The organism is Devosia sp. Z6_126 (genome assembly GCF_058133495.1).
This window is the reverse complement of record NZ_JBYUNO010000001.1, coordinates 1308135-1324205: the sequence shown is the minus strand read 5'-3', so window position 1 is coordinate 1324205 and position 16071 is coordinate 1308135. Positions and strand designations below refer to the sequence as shown.

At 64.1% G+C, this 16071-nt stretch carries 15 protein-coding genes; 8 read left to right on the top strand and 7 right to left on the bottom strand.

Annotation, left to right across the window (positions count from 1 at the left end; genetic code table 11):
- Positions 1 to 187 precede the first annotated feature (187 nt).
- From AC3YOG_RS06460 to AC3YOG_RS06450, 3 genes are read left to right on the top strand one after another with little or no spacing between them, the layout of a single operon-like run.
- Complete coding sequence (locus tag AC3YOG_RS06460; protein ID WP_127754619.1) at positions 188 to 538, top strand: hypothetical protein; 351 nt, start codon at positions 188 to 190, stop codon at positions 536 to 538.
- Positions 535 to 804 carry a DUF5985 family protein gene (locus tag AC3YOG_RS06455; protein WP_489934495.1) on the top strand — a complete coding sequence of 90 codons (270 nt, stop codon included), beginning with the start codon at positions 535 to 537 and terminating at the stop codon, positions 802 to 804. The genes AC3YOG_RS06460 and AC3YOG_RS06455 overlap by 4 nt, the downstream gene beginning before the upstream one ends.
- Before the next feature lie 3 nt (positions 805 to 807).
- Positions 808 to 1059: a DUF5985 family protein gene (locus tag AC3YOG_RS06450; protein ID WP_172125649.1), complete on the top strand. Its 252-nt coding sequence runs from the start codon at positions 808 to 810 to the stop codon at positions 1057 to 1059.
- Here the strand turns inward: AC3YOG_RS06450 and AC3YOG_RS06445 are convergent.
- Positions 1009 to 2091 (bottom strand): LacI family DNA-binding transcriptional regulator, encoded by a 1083-nt coding sequence (locus AC3YOG_RS06445; protein WP_489889750.1) that lies wholly within the window; start codon positions 2089 to 2091, stop codon positions 1009 to 1011. The genes AC3YOG_RS06450 and AC3YOG_RS06445 overlap by 51 nt on opposite strands.
- A gap of 158 nt (positions 2092 to 2249) precedes the next feature.
- Here AC3YOG_RS06445 and AC3YOG_RS06440 point away from each other — a divergent pair, with 158 nt between their 5' ends.
- Positions 2250 to 5021 carry a glycoside hydrolase family 2 TIM barrel-domain containing protein gene (locus AC3YOG_RS06440; RefSeq protein WP_489934494.1) on the top strand — a complete coding sequence of 924 codons (2772 nt, stop codon included), beginning with the start codon at positions 2250 to 2252 and terminating at the stop codon, positions 5019 to 5021.
- Between the two features lie 38 nt (positions 5022 to 5059).
- Here the strand turns inward: AC3YOG_RS06440 and scpC are convergent, their stop codons facing one another.
- Entirely contained in the window at positions 5060 to 6565 is a 1506-nt protein-coding gene (gene scpC / locus AC3YOG_RS06435; protein WP_489934493.1) for a succinyl-CoA:acetate CoA-transferase ScpC, read from the bottom strand.
- Between the two features lie 69 nt (positions 6566 to 6634).
- The gene (locus AC3YOG_RS06430; protein ID WP_489934492.1) at positions 6635 to 7456 is read right to left on the bottom strand and encodes a universal stress protein; all 822 of its coding nucleotides are present in this window, start codon (positions 7454 to 7456) and stop codon (positions 6635 to 6637) included.
- 154 nt (positions 7457 to 7610) lie between these two features.
- Here AC3YOG_RS06430 and murB point away from each other — a divergent pair, with 154 nt between their 5' ends.
- Together murB and arsC are read left to right on the top strand one after the other, a co-directional pair.
- A complete protein-coding gene (gene murB / locus AC3YOG_RS06425) occupies positions 7611 to 8609 on the top strand; it encodes a UDP-N-acetylmuramate dehydrogenase (protein ID WP_489934491.1) in 999 nt (332 codons plus the stop codon).
- The gene (gene arsC / locus AC3YOG_RS06420; RefSeq protein WP_127754626.1) at positions 8606 to 9028 is read left to right on the top strand and encodes an arsenate reductase (glutaredoxin); all 423 of its coding nucleotides are present in this window, start codon (positions 8606 to 8608) and stop codon (positions 9026 to 9028) included. The genes murB and arsC overlap by 4 nt, the downstream gene beginning before the upstream one ends.
- Before the next feature lie 36 nt (positions 9029 to 9064).
- Here the strand turns inward: arsC and AC3YOG_RS06415 are convergent, their stop codons facing one another.
- Genes AC3YOG_RS06415 through AC3YOG_RS06400 form a run of 4 tightly spaced genes read right to left on the bottom strand, consistent with a single transcriptional unit; the run spans position 9065 to position 13242 of the window.
- The gene (locus AC3YOG_RS06415; RefSeq protein ID WP_489934490.1) at positions 9065 to 10204 is read right to left on the bottom strand and encodes an iron-containing alcohol dehydrogenase; all 1140 of its coding nucleotides are present in this window, start codon (positions 10202 to 10204) and stop codon (positions 9065 to 9067) included.
- On the bottom strand, positions 10197 to 11126 hold the full coding sequence (locus AC3YOG_RS06410; protein WP_489934489.1) for a dihydrodipicolinate synthase family protein: 930 nt from the start codon (positions 11124 to 11126) through the stop codon (positions 10197 to 10199). Before AC3YOG_RS06410 ends, AC3YOG_RS06415 begins: the two co-directional genes overlap by 8 nt.
- Positions 11123 to 12073, bottom strand: a complete 951-nt coding sequence (pdxA, locus tag AC3YOG_RS06405; protein WP_489934488.1) for a 4-hydroxythreonine-4-phosphate dehydrogenase PdxA — start codon at positions 12071 to 12073, stop codon at positions 11123 to 11125. The genes AC3YOG_RS06410 and pdxA overlap by 4 nt, the downstream gene beginning before the upstream one ends.
- The gene (locus AC3YOG_RS06400) at positions 12070 to 13242 is read right to left on the bottom strand and encodes a sialidase family protein (RefSeq protein ID WP_489934487.1); all 1173 of its coding nucleotides are present in this window, start codon (positions 13240 to 13242) and stop codon (positions 12070 to 12072) included. Before AC3YOG_RS06400 ends, pdxA begins: the two co-directional genes overlap by 4 nt.
- A gap of 363 nt (positions 13243 to 13605) precedes the next feature.
- Here AC3YOG_RS06400 and AC3YOG_RS06395 point away from each other — a divergent pair, with 363 nt between their 5' ends.
- Together AC3YOG_RS06395 and AC3YOG_RS06390 are read left to right on the top strand one after the other, a co-directional pair.
- Positions 13606 to 15051, top strand: a complete 1446-nt coding sequence (locus AC3YOG_RS06395) for an ABC transporter substrate-binding protein (RefSeq protein WP_172125727.1) — start codon at positions 13606 to 13608, stop codon at positions 15049 to 15051.
- 78 nt (positions 15052 to 15129) lie between these two features.
- Positions 15130 to 16044: an ABC transporter permease gene (locus AC3YOG_RS06390; protein ID WP_127754630.1), complete on the top strand. Its 915-nt coding sequence runs from the start codon at positions 15130 to 15132 to the stop codon at positions 16042 to 16044.
- The last annotated feature ends 27 nt before the right edge of the window (positions 16045 to 16071 follow it).

Genomic DNA, 16071 nt, shown 5'->3' with positions numbered 1-16071 from the left:
TGCTCCTCATCGCGGCCAGTCAGCCTCTTGCGGGCGGCCAAAACCCTTCTAGCGCAAGCGCAAACAGATGGCATGGATTTGTTAAAAGCGAAACGAAACTCGCTGTGAGGGTTGATCCATGCGTTGACCGCTCCTACACCGCTGTGCAATGAGCCCGCCCGCGCCATCTGAGTCTGACTTTGTCGAGATGATCGAGAGCTGTCTGGACTCCGTCTGGTCGCTCGAGCTCTTGCTGCTGCTGTATTCCCAGCCCGAGCGCAGCTGGACGACGACAAGCCTCGTGACCGAGCTGCGCAGCAGCGAACTTGTCGTGGCCCAATCGGTGCGGGGCCTGGTTGAGGCGGGGCTGGTGGTGCAACTCGAGCCAGGCAAGCTGCGCTTTTCAGCAGCCTCGCCCGACATCGCCGGCTTTGTGGCAAGGCTCGAGCGCGACTATCGCGCGCGCCCCAACTATATTCGCCGAATAATCGTTGGTCGGTCCAACGCCAAACTGCAATCCTTTTCCGACGCGTTCCTGCTCAGAAAGCCATCCAAGTGAACGAGGCTATTCCGGTTGCCATTTACGTGCTGTGCATGCTGGCCAGCGCCGCCTGCACCGGGCTGCTGTTGCGCGGGTTCTGGCGCAGCCGCACGCCCCTGCTGTTCTGGGCCGGCATCTGCTTTCTGTTCCTGACCCTCAACAGCGTGATCGTCCTGTTTGACCTCTTGATCTTCCCGCTATACGACCTGCGGGCTTGGCGGCATGCCGCTTCCCTGGCCGCGGTCGGCGTGTTGATCTTCGGTCTGGTCTGGGAGTCGGAGTAAGCGATGTTCGACTTCGTTTCCGGCTTGATCACGATGGGCTTTGTGGTTTCCGGGCTGTTTTTCCTGCGTTTTTGGGTGCGCACCCGCCAATTGCTGTTTGCAGCCTTTGCGGCGGCGTTCTGGCTGCTGGCGGCCAATCAGGCGCTGCTGGCGCTGTCCGGCTTGCCGGCCGAAGAACGCAGCTGGCTTTATCTGCTGCGCCTTTCAGCCTTTGTGCTCATCATCATCGCCATCGTCCTCAAGAACCGACGCTAGGCCGGCATCACCCCGCGCTAGGGCCGGTGGAGCGATCGACTGGCGCAACGCCAGTGGGCAATCCATCTTCATGCGCACCGGCCGCTCCGCCTTGATGACGGCCGCATCAAACAGCGCCCCAACCGCCCAGCGCGCCATCTCGTCATGGGGCAGCACCACGCTCGAAAGCGGCGGCTGCAGATAGCGCACCAGATCCTCGTCGTCGTAACCCATCACCGAAAGATCATCGGGCACGCGCAGGCCGCGATTGCGGATAGCGTCGCAGGCACCCACCGCCATCCGGTCATTAAAGCAAAACAAGGCAGTGGGCGGCTCGGGCAGCGCCAATAGCTGCGCGGTGAGATCGCGCCCGCCCGTCACGGTAAATCCGCCCGCAAGGATGAGGTCTGGGTCCACCGGCACATCCCAGCTCGCCAGGGCCCGGCGATAGCCGAGCTCCCGGTCCCGCGCCGCTTCCATCCAGCTTTCCCCCGCCAGATGCGCAATGCGGCGATGCCCGGCCTTGAGCAGGGCTTCGGTGGCCGCAAAGGCGCCCGCCACATCGCCCGGCAACACGGCAGGAAACCTTCGCTCGTCATCGTGGCAGTTCAACAAAATGGTCGGGATAGCTTTCAGCCGCTCGGGCGGGGTCACCCCCTGGGTCACCAGGGCTGCATAAACCACCCCCTGCAATTGCGTCGCTGCCAAGAGATCAAGTGCCGCTTCTTCAAGCGCCTCGTCGCGCCGGGTACAAAACACTGCGACGATGCAATCATGCAGCGCCGCCTCGTCGCGCGCCCCTTCGATGAACTGGGCGGCAAAGGGGGTCGTCGTCACATCGTCGATCAGCAGCCCGATCACCCGGGCCCCGGTTGGTGAGCGGTGCAGGCGCTGCGTCTTGCGGTAGCCCAGCGCATCGGCGGCTTCCAGCACCCGCTGCCGGGTGGCCGCCCCGACCCGGGCATTCTCCACCTCATTGAGCACGAGCGACACGGTAGCTTGCGAAACCCCGGCGTGATTGGCGATGTCGGTCATTGTCGCGCGCTTGCCCATCGCCTTCTCCTTGCCTCAAGCTCCCCCGCACCCAATCTAGGGGTGCGATGGTGCGGCTTGCTTAGCCTCTTGCCGGCGAACTCCGCCAGCGCTAGAGCTGATAATAATATTATCAAACCCCGAGCTGATATTAGCGCAGCCCGGCCGGAGTGCACAACATGACGCAAGCAGCGGTTGAAGCGGGCGAAGGACTGCGGGCAGTTCTGTCGCTTGATGGTGAGTGGAGCTTCACGCACGAGAGCGACGGGCGAACGCGCACCGCTGATGTGCCCAACCCATGGCAGGCCGAGTTCGCCGATCTGCGCTATGCCTCGGGGCGAGCCATTTATGGCCGGAGCTTTTCCGTCCCCGCTGATTGGGACGGCGGCACGCTGGTGCTCTGCTTTGGGGCCGTGAGCTATTTCGCCGAAGTCAGCCTCAATGGCACGCCGCTGGGCAGCCATGAAGGCGGCTACCTGCCCTTTGAGATCGTGCTCCCGCCGGGCACAAGGGGCGAGAACCAGCTCGAGGTCGCGGTCACCCTGCCCTCGGGCGACCGGCGCAACTACCCGGACTTTCCGTTTTCCGAAATCCCTCACGGCAAGCAAAGCTGGTACGGCCCCTTGGGCGGCATCTGGCAGTCAGTCACGCTGGAGCGGCGCGGGGTCGCCCATCTCACCGGCTGCGCCATCACCCCTGATCCAGATACCGGCGCGGTGCTCGCGCGGCTGACCCTGTCCGCCCCGGCACAAGTCGCCCTTTCCGTGCTGGCGAACGATGGCGCCGTAGTCGCAACTGCAACGGGCGACGCCACGGCCGGGCAAAGCGAGTTCAGCCTTGCCGTCACGGACCCGCTGCTTTGGTCGCCGGAGCACCCCCATCTCTACCGCCTGCAAGTCGAGCTCAGCAGCCCGGTGGGCGTCAGCGACCGCACCGAGCACAGCTTTGGCTTTCGCAAAATCGAGTCGCGCGACGGCAAGCTGTTCCTTAATGGGGAGCCGCTGTATATGCGCGGCGCGCTCGACCAGGATTATTATCCCGAAGGCATCTGCACCCCGCCTTCGCTCGAATTCATCGAGGACCATTTCCGCAAATCCAAGGAGCTAGGCCTCAATCTGCTGCGCTGCCACATCAAGGTGCCCGACCCGCGCTACTATGAAGTTGCGGACCGGATGGGCATGCTGATCTGGACCGAAATCCCCAATGTTGCGACCCTGACCCTGGCTTCGGCCGAGCGGCTGCGCCAGACGATGAAGGGCATTCTCGAGCGCGACGGCAACCACCCCTCCATCATCTGCTGGACCATCATCAACGAAGACTGGGGCACGCGGCTGGTGGAAAACGCCGACCACCGCGCCTGGCTCAAGGAAACCTTTGATTGGCTCAAGGCGCTCGACCCCACCCGCCTTGTGGTCGACAACTCGCCTTGCATTCCCAATTTCCACATCAAGACCGACCTCAATGACTACCATTATTATCGCTCCGTGCCCGAGCGCCGCGCCGAATGGGAGCGCCTGACCGAAGAGTTCGCAGCCGGGGCCGACTGGACCTTTTCGCCCCATGGCGATGCCGAACGCACGGGCAAGGAACCGCTGATCGTTTCGGAATTCGGCGTCTGGGGACTGCCCCGGCCTGCCGAGGTCGCCAACCCCGATGGGTCGGAGCCCTGGTGGATGGAAACCGGCTTTGGCTGGGGCGACAACTCCGCCTATCCCCATGGCCTGCAGAACCGTTTCGCCGCCTACCATCTCGATGAAGTGTTCGGCAGCTTCGATGCCTTTATCGAAAAGGTGCAGTGGTACCAGTTCGACAATCTCAAATACCAGATCGAGGCGATGCGGGCCCGCCAGCCCATCCAGGGCTATGTGATCACCGAGATCACCGATGTGCATTGGGAAGCCAATGGGCTCCTCGACATCCGGCGCAATCCGCGCGTGTTCCACGAGCGCTTCCCCCAGATCAACGCCGATCTCGTGATCGTGCCCAATATCCTCCATTATTCCGGCTGGGCCGGCGAAAAGTTCAGCTTCGGCCTTTCCATCGCCACCGGGGGCACCCGCCTGCCGGCCGGCGCGATCCTCCACTGGTCGCTCGCCGATGGCCCCTCGGGCACCATCCCCGTCCCCCAGGCGGACGCACTGGAAGTGATCGATCTCACCCCAACCGAGCTGCAACTGCCGGGCTATGACAGCAACCGGATCGCGACGCTGTCTTTCGGCTTGCGCATTGGCGAGCAGGAACTGGCGCGCAACAGCGTCGACCTTTCGGTCTTCACACCGCGCCAATCCCAGCGCGAGCTGCGCCTTCATACTCGGGACGGCAGTCTTGCTGCTTTCCTGCAGGGCCTTGGCTACAGCATCGTATCGGCCGCCCATGCCGATGTGACCGTTGTTTCCATGCTCGACGCCCAGGACATCGAGGCAATGCGCTTTGGCGCGCGTTATCTGGTGCTAGCCCATCCCAAGCTGCAGGAAAAAAAGAACTTGCGCGCCGATGCGCCCCGGCGCGAACCGCCCAACATGCCGGTTGAGGACGAACAGCCGGGCCTGCATATGGGCTTTGAAACCCAGCTGCCCAATATCGCGCTCCACCCGCGCCAGGGCACGATCTGGCGCGGCGACTGGATCGCCAATTTCAGCTGGATCAAGCGCAATGGTGCCTTTGCGGCCTTGCCCGGCGGCCCCATGCTGGACATCGCCTATGACCGGGTCGTCCCCCGCCATGTGCTCGGGGGCATGCGCGACTGGGAATATGACGGCCTCGTGCATGCCGGGCTGGTCGTGGGCTGGGTGCATAAGCCAGCGGCCACCATCATCGAGCGCCGGATCGGGCGCGGCGCGCTGGTTGCCACCACCTTCCGGGTGATGCAGGACCCGCCCGGCGTTGATCCGGTGGCTGCAACCCTGCTCGATGGCATGCTCACCACCATCGCCCAGCTGGAGCTGAACTAAGCACAAACAAGGGGCCGCTATCGCCGCGGCCCCAGCCCTCAGCCCGCGAGCATGCTGCCCGTGCTCATGCGGCGCTGATGCCAGGACAGTGCTTCTTCCAGCAGATGGGGCGTATGCCCGCCCCGGGCGCTGGCGCGCGTGAAATAATCCTCGAGCTGCGCCCGGTAGTCGGGGTGCACGCAATTGTCGATGATGGCGCGGGCCCGCTCGCGCGGCGCCAGGTCTCGCAGATCGGCGAGGCCACATTCGGTGATGACGACATCGACGTCATGCTCGCTGTGATCCACATGGCTCACCATCGGCACCACCGAAGAGATCGTGCCGCCCTTGGCCATGGATCGCGTCACAAAGATCGACAGATAAGCGTTGCGCGCAAAATCCCCCGAGCCGCCGATGCCATTCATCATCTGGGTGCCGTTTACATGGGTGGAGTTCACATTGCCATAAAGGTCGAACTCGAGCGCGGTGTTGATCGCGATGATCCCGAGCCGCCGCACCACTTCGGGGTGGTTGCTCATTTCCTGGGGCCGCAGCACCAGCCGATCGCGATAACGGTCAAGATTGGTGAAGACGCGCCCCGCACATTCCGCCGTCAGGGTGATCGACGAGGCCGAGGCAAACACCAGCTTGCCGGTATCAAACAGATCAAAGGTGGAATCCTGCAGCACCTCGGAATACATCTTGAGGTGATGGAACGGCCCCTCGCCCAGCCCCGCCAACACCGCGTTGGCAATGGTGCCGATCCCCGCCTGCAGCGGCTGCAGCGACAGATCGAGCCGCCCCGCGGCCACTTCGCTTTCCAGCAAGCCGACAAGCTTATCCGCGATGGCGTTGGTATCGGCATCGGGCCGTTCATTGTTGGACGCGCTGTCGGCAGTATGGGTCAAGACAATCGCCACGATCTTGTCGGGATCGATCGGCACATAAGGCAGGCCCACCCGGCTGTCGACGGCAACAATGGGAATGGGCAGGCGCGTCGGGCGCTTGGAGGGGAAATAGATGTCGTGCAGCCCTTCCAGCGCCAGGGGCTGGGCGAGGTTGATCTCGACGATGAGCTTTTTGGCGAGAACGGCAAAGCTGGCCGAATTGCCCACCGAGGTGCTGGGCACGATGCCCCCGGTCTCGGTGATCGCTGCCGCCTCCACAATGGCGTAGTCCATCACCCCAAGTTGCCCCGAGCGCAGATGCTCCACCGTTTCGCTCAAGTGCTGGTCGATAAACATCACCTCGCCCCGGTTGATGGCGGCGCGCAGCGTTGTATCGACCTGAAAAGGCATGCGCCGCGCCAAAACGCCCGCTTCGGTCAACACCCGGTCGACGTCATGGCCCAGCGAGGCCCCGGTAATGAGGGTAATCTTGAACGGATCAAGCGCTGCCCGTTCCGCCATGGCCAGCGGCACCGCCTTGGCGTCCCCGGCGCGCGTAAACCCGCTCATGCCCACCAGCATGCCATCACCCAGCCGGTCGGCCGCTTCGCGCGCCGTGCAAATGCGCTCGAGCAGTTCGGGGCGGCGGATCCGGGCGGCCAGTTCGGCTTGGTTCAACACATCAGCACCAGGTTAGTTGGGGGAAAAGCGGGCGCGCGGCCCGGGCGTGATTTGCTGCCAGTTGCCCTAGCGGGACATAAACACCGGGATCACCGCTTCACTCAGCAGCACCCGGGTGACGCCACCCAGCAGGCGCTCGCGCATGCGCGAATGGCTATAAGCACCGGCAACAATCAGTTGGGCGCGCAGCTTTTCCGCCTCGTTCTGGATCGCTTCGGCGGCATTGCGCCAGCCGGCGATTTCCCGGAGCTCCACCGCCACCCCATGCCGGCTCAGATAGCGGGCAATATCGCCGCCCTCGATCACGCCGCTGGCTTCACCCGGCTCATCGGTGACCATGGCGACGACGACCCGCCCCGCCAGTTTGAGCAGCGGCAGCGCATCCTTGACCGCTCGCGATGATTCACGTGTGTCTTTCCACGCCACCAGCACCATATCGAGCGGGCTGGCGGCAGCTTTCATCGGCGGCAGCCACAAGCAGCCGGTGCCCGATTCAAACAACACGGCCTCCTCGATTTGGGAATCCTGCGCTCCTTCCCCATAGGGCCTGGTGCCAACGAAAAGGTCGGCGGTCCGCGCTTCGGCCGCCATTTGACTGCCCACCGTCCCGGCAAAACCCGAAACAACGCGCAGCTCGGTGGGCAATCCCATCTTGTCGAGACGATCTTCGAGCGCCGCCTGCCGCTCGCGCGTGAGCCGCTCGGCCTCGTTGATCATTTCCTGCAACATCAAGCCCAGTGACGCTTCGGGCCCGGCAAAAATCTCGGGCCGCATATGCACAAGGAGCCCCGTCAGGTGCGCCTCGAAGCTGCGGGCAATTGTTTCGGCGGTGGTCAGGCGAAACTCGTCCTCGGGTGACCCGGTGAGTTGAACCACAATATCCTTCATCTGCCACTCCCGTTGCGGGCCAGCTCACAGGGCCACCACACCAGACTAGCAAGGCCAAGGCGGGGCAACCTTGACCTCGGTCAAGTCGGCGGGCCACCTCCGTTGCCACGCGGAGCCTTGCTCAAACCATCAAGGCCCGCTAGCGGGTATGCCGATGCAATTGATTCCCGACTTCGACCTGCGGCCCTGCAACACCTTTGGCCTGTCAGCCAAGGCGCGCTTTGGCACGACGATCAACACGCCCCAAGACATCCCGGCGCTCCTGGACGCGGCCGAGCGGCTAAACCTGCCGCTCCGCATCCTGGGCGAGGGCAGCAATGTCGTGCTGCGCCCCGTTTTCGAGGGGATCGTGGCGCAGATGGCGATCAAGGGCCGCCAGATCCTGCAGGACACACCCGAGCAAACGATCATCGAAGCCGGCGCCGGGGAAAACTGGCACGACTTCGTCAGCTACACCGTCGCCAACGGCATGCCCGGGCTCGAGAACCTGGCGCTTATTCCCGGCACGGTGGGCGCGGCTCCCGTACAAAATATCGGGGCCTATGGCCTCGAACTTGCCGACCGTTTCGCCTCGCTTTCCGCCTATGACACGCACGAGCAGTGCTTCGTGCGATTGGGCCTTGAGGATTGCGCGTTCAGCTACCGGCAAAGCCTGTTCAAGCGCGAGCCCAACCGCTTCATCGTTGCGGCGGTGCGCTTCGCCCTGCCCCGTCCTTGGACACCCAATCTGCGCTATGCCGGATTGTCGGAATTGCCGGCGGAGGTCAGCCCCCAGGCGGTCATGGACCGGGTGGTCGAGCTGCGCCGCTCCAAGCTGCCCGACTGGACCCAAACCGGCAATGCCGGCTCGTTCTTTCATAACCCGGTGGTTGATGCCACGACAGTCGAGCGCATTCGCGCCGAGCACCCCGGCGCGCCCGCTTACCCGCAGCCCGATGGGCGCAGCAAGCTATCGGCGGGCTGGCTGATCGAGCAGAGTGGGTTCAAGGGCCTGCGCATTGGCGGCGCCGGCGTGTCCGAGCGCCATGCCCTTGTCGTGGTCAATCATGGCGGCGCAACCTATGCCGATATCGCTGAGATCAGCGATCGCGTCCGCACGGGCGTCGAAGCGCAATTCGGCGTTATCCTCGTGCAGGAGCCCGAAACCATATGAGCGTCACCATCTACCACAATCCCGATTGCGGTACCTCGCGCAACACCCTTGCCATGATCCGCCAAAGCGGCGTCGAGCCGGACGTGGTGGAATATCTCAAAACCCCGCCCGACCGCGCCACGATCCGCCAACTCGTTGCCGATGCCGGCCTGACGCTGCGTGAGGCGCTGCGCCAGAAGGGCACGCCCTTTGACGCGGTGGGACTGGGGGACCCTTCGGTCGATGAGGAGGCCATGCTGGACGCCATCGCGGCGCACCCGATCCTGCTCAACCGGCCCTTTGTGGTGACTGCCAAAGGCACCCGCCTTTGCCGCCCCTCCGAGCTCGTGCTCGAGATCCTGGAAAACCCCGCGATCGGCCCGTTCACCAAGGAAGATGGCGAAGTGGTGGTCGATGCCGAGGGCCGCCGCGTGGTTTGATCGCACAGCGCCGGGTTTTGCCCGGCGCCGCAAACTTCAGTTCAGTGCCGCCTGGTAGATCGCCAGCACATCTTCGATGCTCATCGCGCGCGGATTGTTGTCCATCAGCCGGCGAATGGCATGAGCTTCGACCGCCCAGCCGGGCAAGGCCGCGCCCTCGGCGCCATGCGCACCAAGGCCCATCTCGACCCCCAGCTGCCGGCAGAACTGCATCGCCCCGGCCAGCACCGCTTCTGGGTTTTCTGCTGCCGGCAGGCCAAGCAAGGCCATGATCTCGGCAGTCTTTTCCGGCTGAGCAGGCTGGTTGAAGGCCAGCACATGCGGAAAAATGATCGCATTGGCGAGGCCATGGGGCAGCTTGAGCCGCGTGCCCAGCGGATAAGCGAGCGCATGCCCAGCCGCCGTATTCACGGGCCCGAGGCAGATCCCGCCATAATAGGAGGCGAGCATCATGCCGGCCCGCGCTTCGGTGTCTGAACCATCGGCCACGGCCCGCGCCAAATAGCGCCCGACCAGTTCGATCCCCAGCCGCGCATAGCCATCGATCAGCGGATGGGCCTTGATATTGGTGAAGGCCTCAACGCAATGGGCCAGCGCATCAACGCCCGTCGCTGCCGTCACCGCCGAAGGCACCGAATAGGTCAGTTCGGGATCGAGAATGGCAAGGTCGGCCAGCATGAACTGGCTTTCGATCGCGAGCTTGGCCAGCGTCTCGGGATTGGTGACGAGCGACCGGATGCCCGCTTCCGAGCCGGTGCCCGAAGTGGTCGGCACCTGCGCCAATGCGGTGCGCCGGCCCTTGACCTTGCCCGGCCCTACCACGTCGAGAATGGTTTCCGTGCTGTCCCACAGGACAGCCACGAGCTTAGCCACATCCATCACCGAGCCGCCGCCCAGCCCGATCACGAGATCGGGCTTGAAGGCGCGCGCGGCGGCCAACACCCGTTGCACCGCCGGCAGGTCCGGCTCGGGCGGCAGGTCGACAAACACTTGCAACTCACCGGCAAGGCCGATGCGCTCGACAAAACCCTCCGTCGGCGGCATCGCCACCACGAAGACGCGGCTGAACGCGCCGGCCCATTCGCCGAGCTTGCTGATCGCGCCCGCGCCGATTTCCAGCCGCGCCGGCTGCAGCAAGGTAATCGGCCGCGCCATGGAAAGAGTGGCTTCAGCCATTGTCCTGCGCCTCAAGTTCGGCCATCTGGCCCCAAACAGTTTCGAGCTGAGCGGCGTCAAGTTCCACCAGCGGCGGGCGCACCCGCGTCCAGCCGGGATGACCGCGCCGCTTGGCCAGCATCGCCTTGATGGTGGGCAGCTGCACATAGGCATTGGAGAGGTTGCGCCAGGCCTCGATCCGGCTCTGCGCGCGGGCCACCTGCTCGGCCTGCGCCGGATCGTGCCAGCCATCGAAGACGACGCGCAGATGCGCCCCGATCAGATTGGAGGAAGAGGTGATGCACCCCGCCCCGCCCGACTGCAGCAGCGGCAGCATGAAGGGATCGGCGCCCGAGAGCACCGAGAAATTCTCGAAGGCGCCAGCGAAAGCCTGCATGCTCTCAAGCTTGCCCGAGCTGTCCTTGATGCCGACGATCACGCCCGGGAACGCCTCGCGCAACCGGCCGACCAATTCGAGTGACAAGCCCACCTGAGCGATGGGGGGGATGTGATACAGCACGACGCGCAGCGCATCGCTGCCCACGGCCTCGATCACCTCGGCATAAAAGCGAAACAGACCCTCGTCGCTCACCCCCTTGTAGTAAAAGGGCGGCAGCACCACGACAGCCTTGACCCCGGCATCCACCGCATGGCGCACCAGCGTCACCGTATCGGGCACATTGGTCTGCGAAGTGCCGGGCAGCAGGCGCTGCGGATCGATGCCGCTGCTGATCACCTGCTCGAGCAGCGCCTGGCGCTGGGCAATGGAAAAGCTGTTAGCTTCCCCCGTCGTGCCCAACAGGGCGACGCCGTCGCAACCCTCATCGAGCAGCGCATCGCAATGGGCGGCGAACGCAGCGTGGTCAGGCGTGCCATCCGCCGCAACCGGCGTGGCCGAAGCGCAGAACACCCCATGGATGGGCAGGTTCAGGGCCGTATTCATGTGTTTTTTCCTGCAACGAGGCGACGCGCATAGGCGATCGCGGCATTCATATTGATGTGGTTGGCCGTGCCGGTGCCGGCAATGTCGAAGGCCGTGCCATGGTCAACCGAAGTGCGATCGATCGGCAGGCCGAGCGAGACATTGACCGCGGTATCGAAGGCCACGAGCTTGATCGGGATATGCCCCTGGTCGTGATACTGGGCGATCACGAGGTCGAATCCGCCATTATAGGCGCGGTGATAAACCGTATCGGCCGAGATCGGCCCCTGGACTTCGATGCCTTCCGCACGGGCCATGGCGACGGCGGGAGCCACCTGCACATCATCCTCGGTGCCAAACAAACCGCCTTCCCCGCAATGGGGATTGATGCCGGCCACGGCAATGCGCGGCTTGGCGTAACCGATGCGCTTGAGATGCTCGTTGCCGGCGCGGATGGTCGCGAGGATCCGCTCGGGCGTCGCCCGGTCGATCGCTGTTTTGAGCGACACATGGGTCGAGACATGGATGACCTTGAGCCGCTCGGAAGCGAGCAGCATGAAGGCCGACTTTTGCCCCGTCAGGGCCGCGAGCATGCCGGTATGACCATCATAGTGATGCCCGGCCAGGTTCAGCGCTTCCTTGTTGATGGGCGCCGTCACGATGCAGCCGATGCGGCCGGCTTCGGAATCGCGCACCGCCTTTTCGATGAAGCGGAAAGCGGCGTCGCCGCCGCGCGGATCGAGCTTGCCCCAGGGCAGCGGCCCGTCTTCGATCGGCAGGTCTTCCACCACGCCATCAAGATCGAGCGTCACGCCGGTAGCGGCCAGCGCCAGTTCCAGCGTCGCCCGATCGCCATAGATGCGGGTGCGCGCCCGGTCCTCGGGGCTCATCTCGCTGAGCGCGCGCACGCTGATCTCGGGTCCGACCCCGGCGGGGTCGCCCATGGTAATGCCGATTACATCGCTCATGCAGCGCCTCCATCGATCCAGCCCTGGGGCAGCCGGACATATTTGATAGCCCGCCGGAAATAGGTGTAGGCGACATGGATCGCCCCATCCTCGCCCTCCAGCAGATAGGGATAGGACAATTCCTTGTTGCGCCCGTCCTCGGAATTGTTGGACAGGCACGTGCCGGGGCTGTCGTCGATGACGCGCCGAAGGGGCCAGGTCAGCCCGCCATCGCTTGAGAGGCAGAGGCTCAGCGGCGCGCGGGGCACCCCCCAGATCGGCTGGCACCCGCCCGTGGCGTCGGGCCGGTCATCGCCCGCTTCGATCTCGTCATAAAGCGAGACGCGCCGGTCGCTTGAAGTGGCCGCGGATGCGGGATTGCACACCATGGCCAGCCGCCCGTCGCGCAGGCGCACCACATTGATCGAGGAATTGTTGTTGGGCACATCGGTCGGCTCGGGCGCCGACCAGGTCAGCCCGCCATCAAGGCTTTCCGAGCGATGCACGAAGTCCGACTGCCGGCGGCGATAAAAGGCCACCATATGCTCGCCATCGAGCGGCACGATGGTCATATGCACCGAGCCGATGGAGCCGGGCACTTCGGTCATCTGCCAGCTCTCGCCATCGTCATGGCTAACGGCGACGCCCGCGGTATCATGGCTGCCGTTCCAGCGCTGGCCGGGGCGCGGGATGCAGCGGAACACCGGCATCATCCAGGCGCCATCGGCGCGGCGCACAAAGCGGGCGCGCACAAACGTGCCCAGGGGCAGATCGACCAGCCGCGGCTCGCCCCCGGCGAGGAGGCCATTTTCGAGCGTGATCGGGCGGGCGCGCAGCAGGCACTCGTCCTGGTTGCCGGCGGGCTGGGCGGTGTGGAACAGCTGCCACTGGCCGCGCTCATTACGCGTCAGCACTGGGTTTTGCTCGGAGCGCTCGGGATCATTGCTCAGCTGCACCGGCTCGGACCAGCGCTCGGCGCCGGGCGCCAGCGTGCAGCCGAACACGGAAATGTCGGACTTGCCCTCGAGCGTGCCGCCGAACCACAGGCAAGCCAGCGTGCCATCCTCCAGGCGCTCGATGAAGGCGGCATGGTTCTGCACCATGGGCGAAGGCAGATAGGCCTCCAGCAAGCCGTCCTGCCCGGGCAGGATCTCCCCCGTCATGCGAGCGGCGATTTGGTCTGGAGTCATGTCTCTCCCCACGGTTTTGGTTGCCGCAAACTCGGCGGGACAATCCATGTTGTCAAGTTATTATTGCCACATTTCACACGGACAAGCCTACGGGGCGACAGGATTGTTGTTTCTAATCAGCGTCTTATATCGGAGAACGGAATGCCGCAGCGGCACTCACCCAAATTCGTTTGACAACTCCATGACAGCGCTAGATAGTGCCGGCCAACGGCAAGCCGACTGCTATCGGCGCGTCCGGAGGAACGAGCGGGAGCGCTTCGCAGCGGCGTTCATCCATCCGCAAGCTGCCTTAGGGAGGTAGAATTGATCTTCAAACGCATTCTGGTCGGCGTTCTGCTGGCTTCCACCGCGATTGCCCCGGCAATGGCGCAGTCCGATACCGATATCACCGTGGTCTTGAGCGAAGAGCTCGACCTGGTGGATCCCTGCATGGCCACCCGGTCCAATATCGGCCGCGTCGTGCTCCAGAACATCAGCGAAACCCTGACCGAGCTCGATGTGCGCGGCGACAAGGGTCTGATGCCGCGCCTGGCGGAATCGTGGGAAGACAAAGGCGACGGCACCTGGCAGTTCAAGCTGCGCCAGGGCGTGTCCTTCTCGGACGGCACCAGCTTTGACGCTGCCGACGTCAAGCACTCCTTTGACCGCGTGTTCAGCGATCAGTTGACCTGCGAAAGCGCGCGCTATTTCGCCGACACCGACCTGACCTTCACCGTGGTCGATGACAACACCATCGACGTCAAGGCCGAGCCCGCCCAGCCCATTCTGCCGCTGCTGATGTCGCTCGTGACCATCGTTCCGTCCGAAACCCCGATGGAATTCGTGCGCGAGCCGATCGGCACCGGCCCCTATGCGATGACCGACTGGACCGCCGGCCAGCAGATCGTGCTGACCCGCCGCGACGATTACTGGGGCGAGGCTCCGGCCGTGACCTCGGCCACCTATGTGTTCCGCTCCGAGCCCGCCGTGCGCGCGGCCATGGTGGAAACCGGCGAAGCCGATATCGCCCCCCAGATCACCGAAGTGGAAGCCACCAACCCGGCGACCGACTTCACCTATCCCAATTCGGAAACCGTCTATCTGCGCATCGACCAGACCGTCGAGCCCATGGGCGACCTGCGCGTCCGCAAGGCGCTGAACGCCGCCATCGACCGCGAGGCCTTCATCGGCACCGTGCTCGCCGCCGGCACTGAACTCGCGACCGCCATGGTCCCGCCGACAACGCTGGGCTGGAACGCCGACCTTGAGCCCCATGCCTATGACCCCGAACAGGCCAAGGCCTGGCTCGCGGAGGCCGAGGCCGAAGGCGTCAACATCAAGGCACCCATCGAGGTGATCGCCCGTACCGAAAACTTCCCCCATGTCACCGAAGTGGGCGAAGCCTTGGTGCAGATGCTCAATGAAGTGGGCTTCAATGCCAGCCTGCGCATGGTGGAAGTGGCCGAGCACGAGCAGTACTACTCCAAGCCCTATCCCGAAGGCCGTCCTGCCCAGCTCGTTGTTGCCCAGCACGACAATTCACGCGGCGACCCGGTGTTCTCGATGTACTTCAAGTACCACAGCAACGGCACCCAGTCGGGCATCTCCGACCCCAAGGCGGACGATCTGATCGAGCGCGCCACTGCCGCTACCGGTGAGGAACGCGCTGCTCTTTGGTCCGAGCTGTTTGCCTATGTCCATGACGAAGTGGTTGCCGATGCGCTCCTCTTCCACATGGTTGGCCATAGCCGCGTCAGTGAGCGTCTCGACTTCACGCCCACCATCGCCACCAACCAGCAGCTGCAGCTCTCGGAAATCGGCTTCAAGTAAGACGCCCCGATTACCAAACTTCGCGATGCCGGGCCCAAGCCCCGGCATCGTCTTTCGCTTCCAACCGGATGATCGGCCATGACCAAACTGATCTCGCAGCGCGCCATCGCCAGCTTGCTGTCGCTCCTGGGCCTGCTCGTGCTGGTCTTTTTCCTGTCCCGCCTCACCGGTGATCCGGCGGCCCTGTTCCTGCCCATCGATGCGACCGAGGAAATGAAGGCGCAGTTCCGCGCTATCAACGGTCTCGACCTGCCGCTGATGGAACAGTTCGGTCGCTATGTCTGGGATTTCCTGCATCTCGATTTCGGCGAAAGCCTGCGCAAGGCGCGTCCGGCCATCGATGTGGTGCTGGAAGCCTATGCCTGGACCTTGCCGCTGGCGCTGATCACCATGGCCCTCGTTGTCGTGGCCTCCATTATCCTGGGCGCCCTCGCCGCCTTCAATGTCGGTGGGTTCTTCGATCGGCTGGTGTCCATCATCTCGTTGATCGGCGCTTCGGCCCCCGATTTCTGGATTGCCATCGTCGCTATCGTCATCTTCTCGATCAACCTGGCCTGGCTGCCCACCTCTGGTGTCGGCACGCCCTGGCACTGGATCTTGCCCATTGCCGTTCTGTTTGTGCGCCCCTTCGGGCTCATCGTGCAGGTGGTGCGCGGCTCCATGCTCGCGGCGCTGAGTGCCCCCTATGTCAAGACGGCCAAGGCCAAGGGCGTGCGCAACCTGCCCATCATTTTCGTGCATACCCTGCGCAATGCCATGCTGCCCGTGATCACCGTGATCGGCGACCAGGCTGCGGCCATGCTCAACGGCGCGGTGATCGTAGAAACCATTTTCGGCTTCCCCGGCATCGGCAAGCTCATGATCGACTCCATCCTGCAGCGCGATTTCAATGTCGTGCTCGCCGCCATCATGGTCACCGCCATTGCCATTTTCCTCATGAACATCCTGATCGACATCGCCTATGGCCTGCTCGATCCGCGCATTCGGCACTGAGGAGGCGCGCCATGTCGGACCTTTCGA

Excerpts from the sequence above, each read along its gene's own strand:
- AC3YOG_RS06460 (WP_127754619.1), top strand. The coding sequence starts at position 188 with ATGATCGAGAGCTGTCTGGACTCCGTCTGGTCGCTCGAGCTCTTGCTG.
- AC3YOG_RS06450 (WP_172125649.1), top strand. The coding sequence starts at position 808 with ATGTTCGACTTCGTTTCCGGCTTGATCACGATGGGCTTTGTGGTTTCC.
- AC3YOG_RS06445 (WP_489889750.1), bottom strand. The coding sequence starts at position 2,091 with ATGGGCAAGCGCGCGACAATGACCGACATCGCCAATCACGCCGGGGTT.
- AC3YOG_RS06440 (WP_489934494.1), top strand. The coding sequence starts at position 2,250 with ATGACGCAAGCAGCGGTTGAAGCGGGCGAAGGACTGCGGGCAGTTCTG.
- AC3YOG_RS06430 (WP_489934492.1), bottom strand. The coding sequence starts at position 7,456 with ATGAAGGATATTGTGGTTCAACTCACCGGGTCACCCGAGGACGAGTTT.
- murB (WP_489934491.1), top strand. The coding sequence starts at position 7,611 with ATGCAATTGATTCCCGACTTCGACCTGCGGCCCTGCAACACCTTTGGC.
- arsC (WP_127754626.1), top strand. The coding sequence starts at position 8,606 with ATGAGCGTCACCATCTACCACAATCCCGATTGCGGTACCTCGCGCAAC.
- AC3YOG_RS06415 (WP_489934490.1), bottom strand. The coding sequence starts at position 10,204 with ATGGCTGAAGCCACTCTTTCCATGGCGCGGCCGATTACCTTGCTGCAG.
- AC3YOG_RS06410 (WP_489934489.1), bottom strand. The coding sequence starts at position 11,126 with ATGAATACGGCCCTGAACCTGCCCATCCATGGGGTGTTCTGCGCTTCG.
- pdxA (WP_489934488.1), bottom strand. The coding sequence starts at position 12,073 with ATGAGCGATGTAATCGGCATTACCATGGGCGACCCCGCCGGGGTCGGA.
- AC3YOG_RS06400 (WP_489934487.1), bottom strand. The coding sequence starts at position 13,242 with ATGACTCCAGACCAAATCGCCGCTCGCATGACGGGGGAGATCCTGCCC.
- AC3YOG_RS06395 (WP_172125727.1), top strand. The coding sequence starts at position 13,606 with ATGGCGCAGTCCGATACCGATATCACCGTGGTCTTGAGCGAAGAGCTC.
- AC3YOG_RS06390 (WP_127754630.1), top strand. The coding sequence starts at position 15,130 with ATGACCAAACTGATCTCGCAGCGCGCCATCGCCAGCTTGCTGTCGCTC.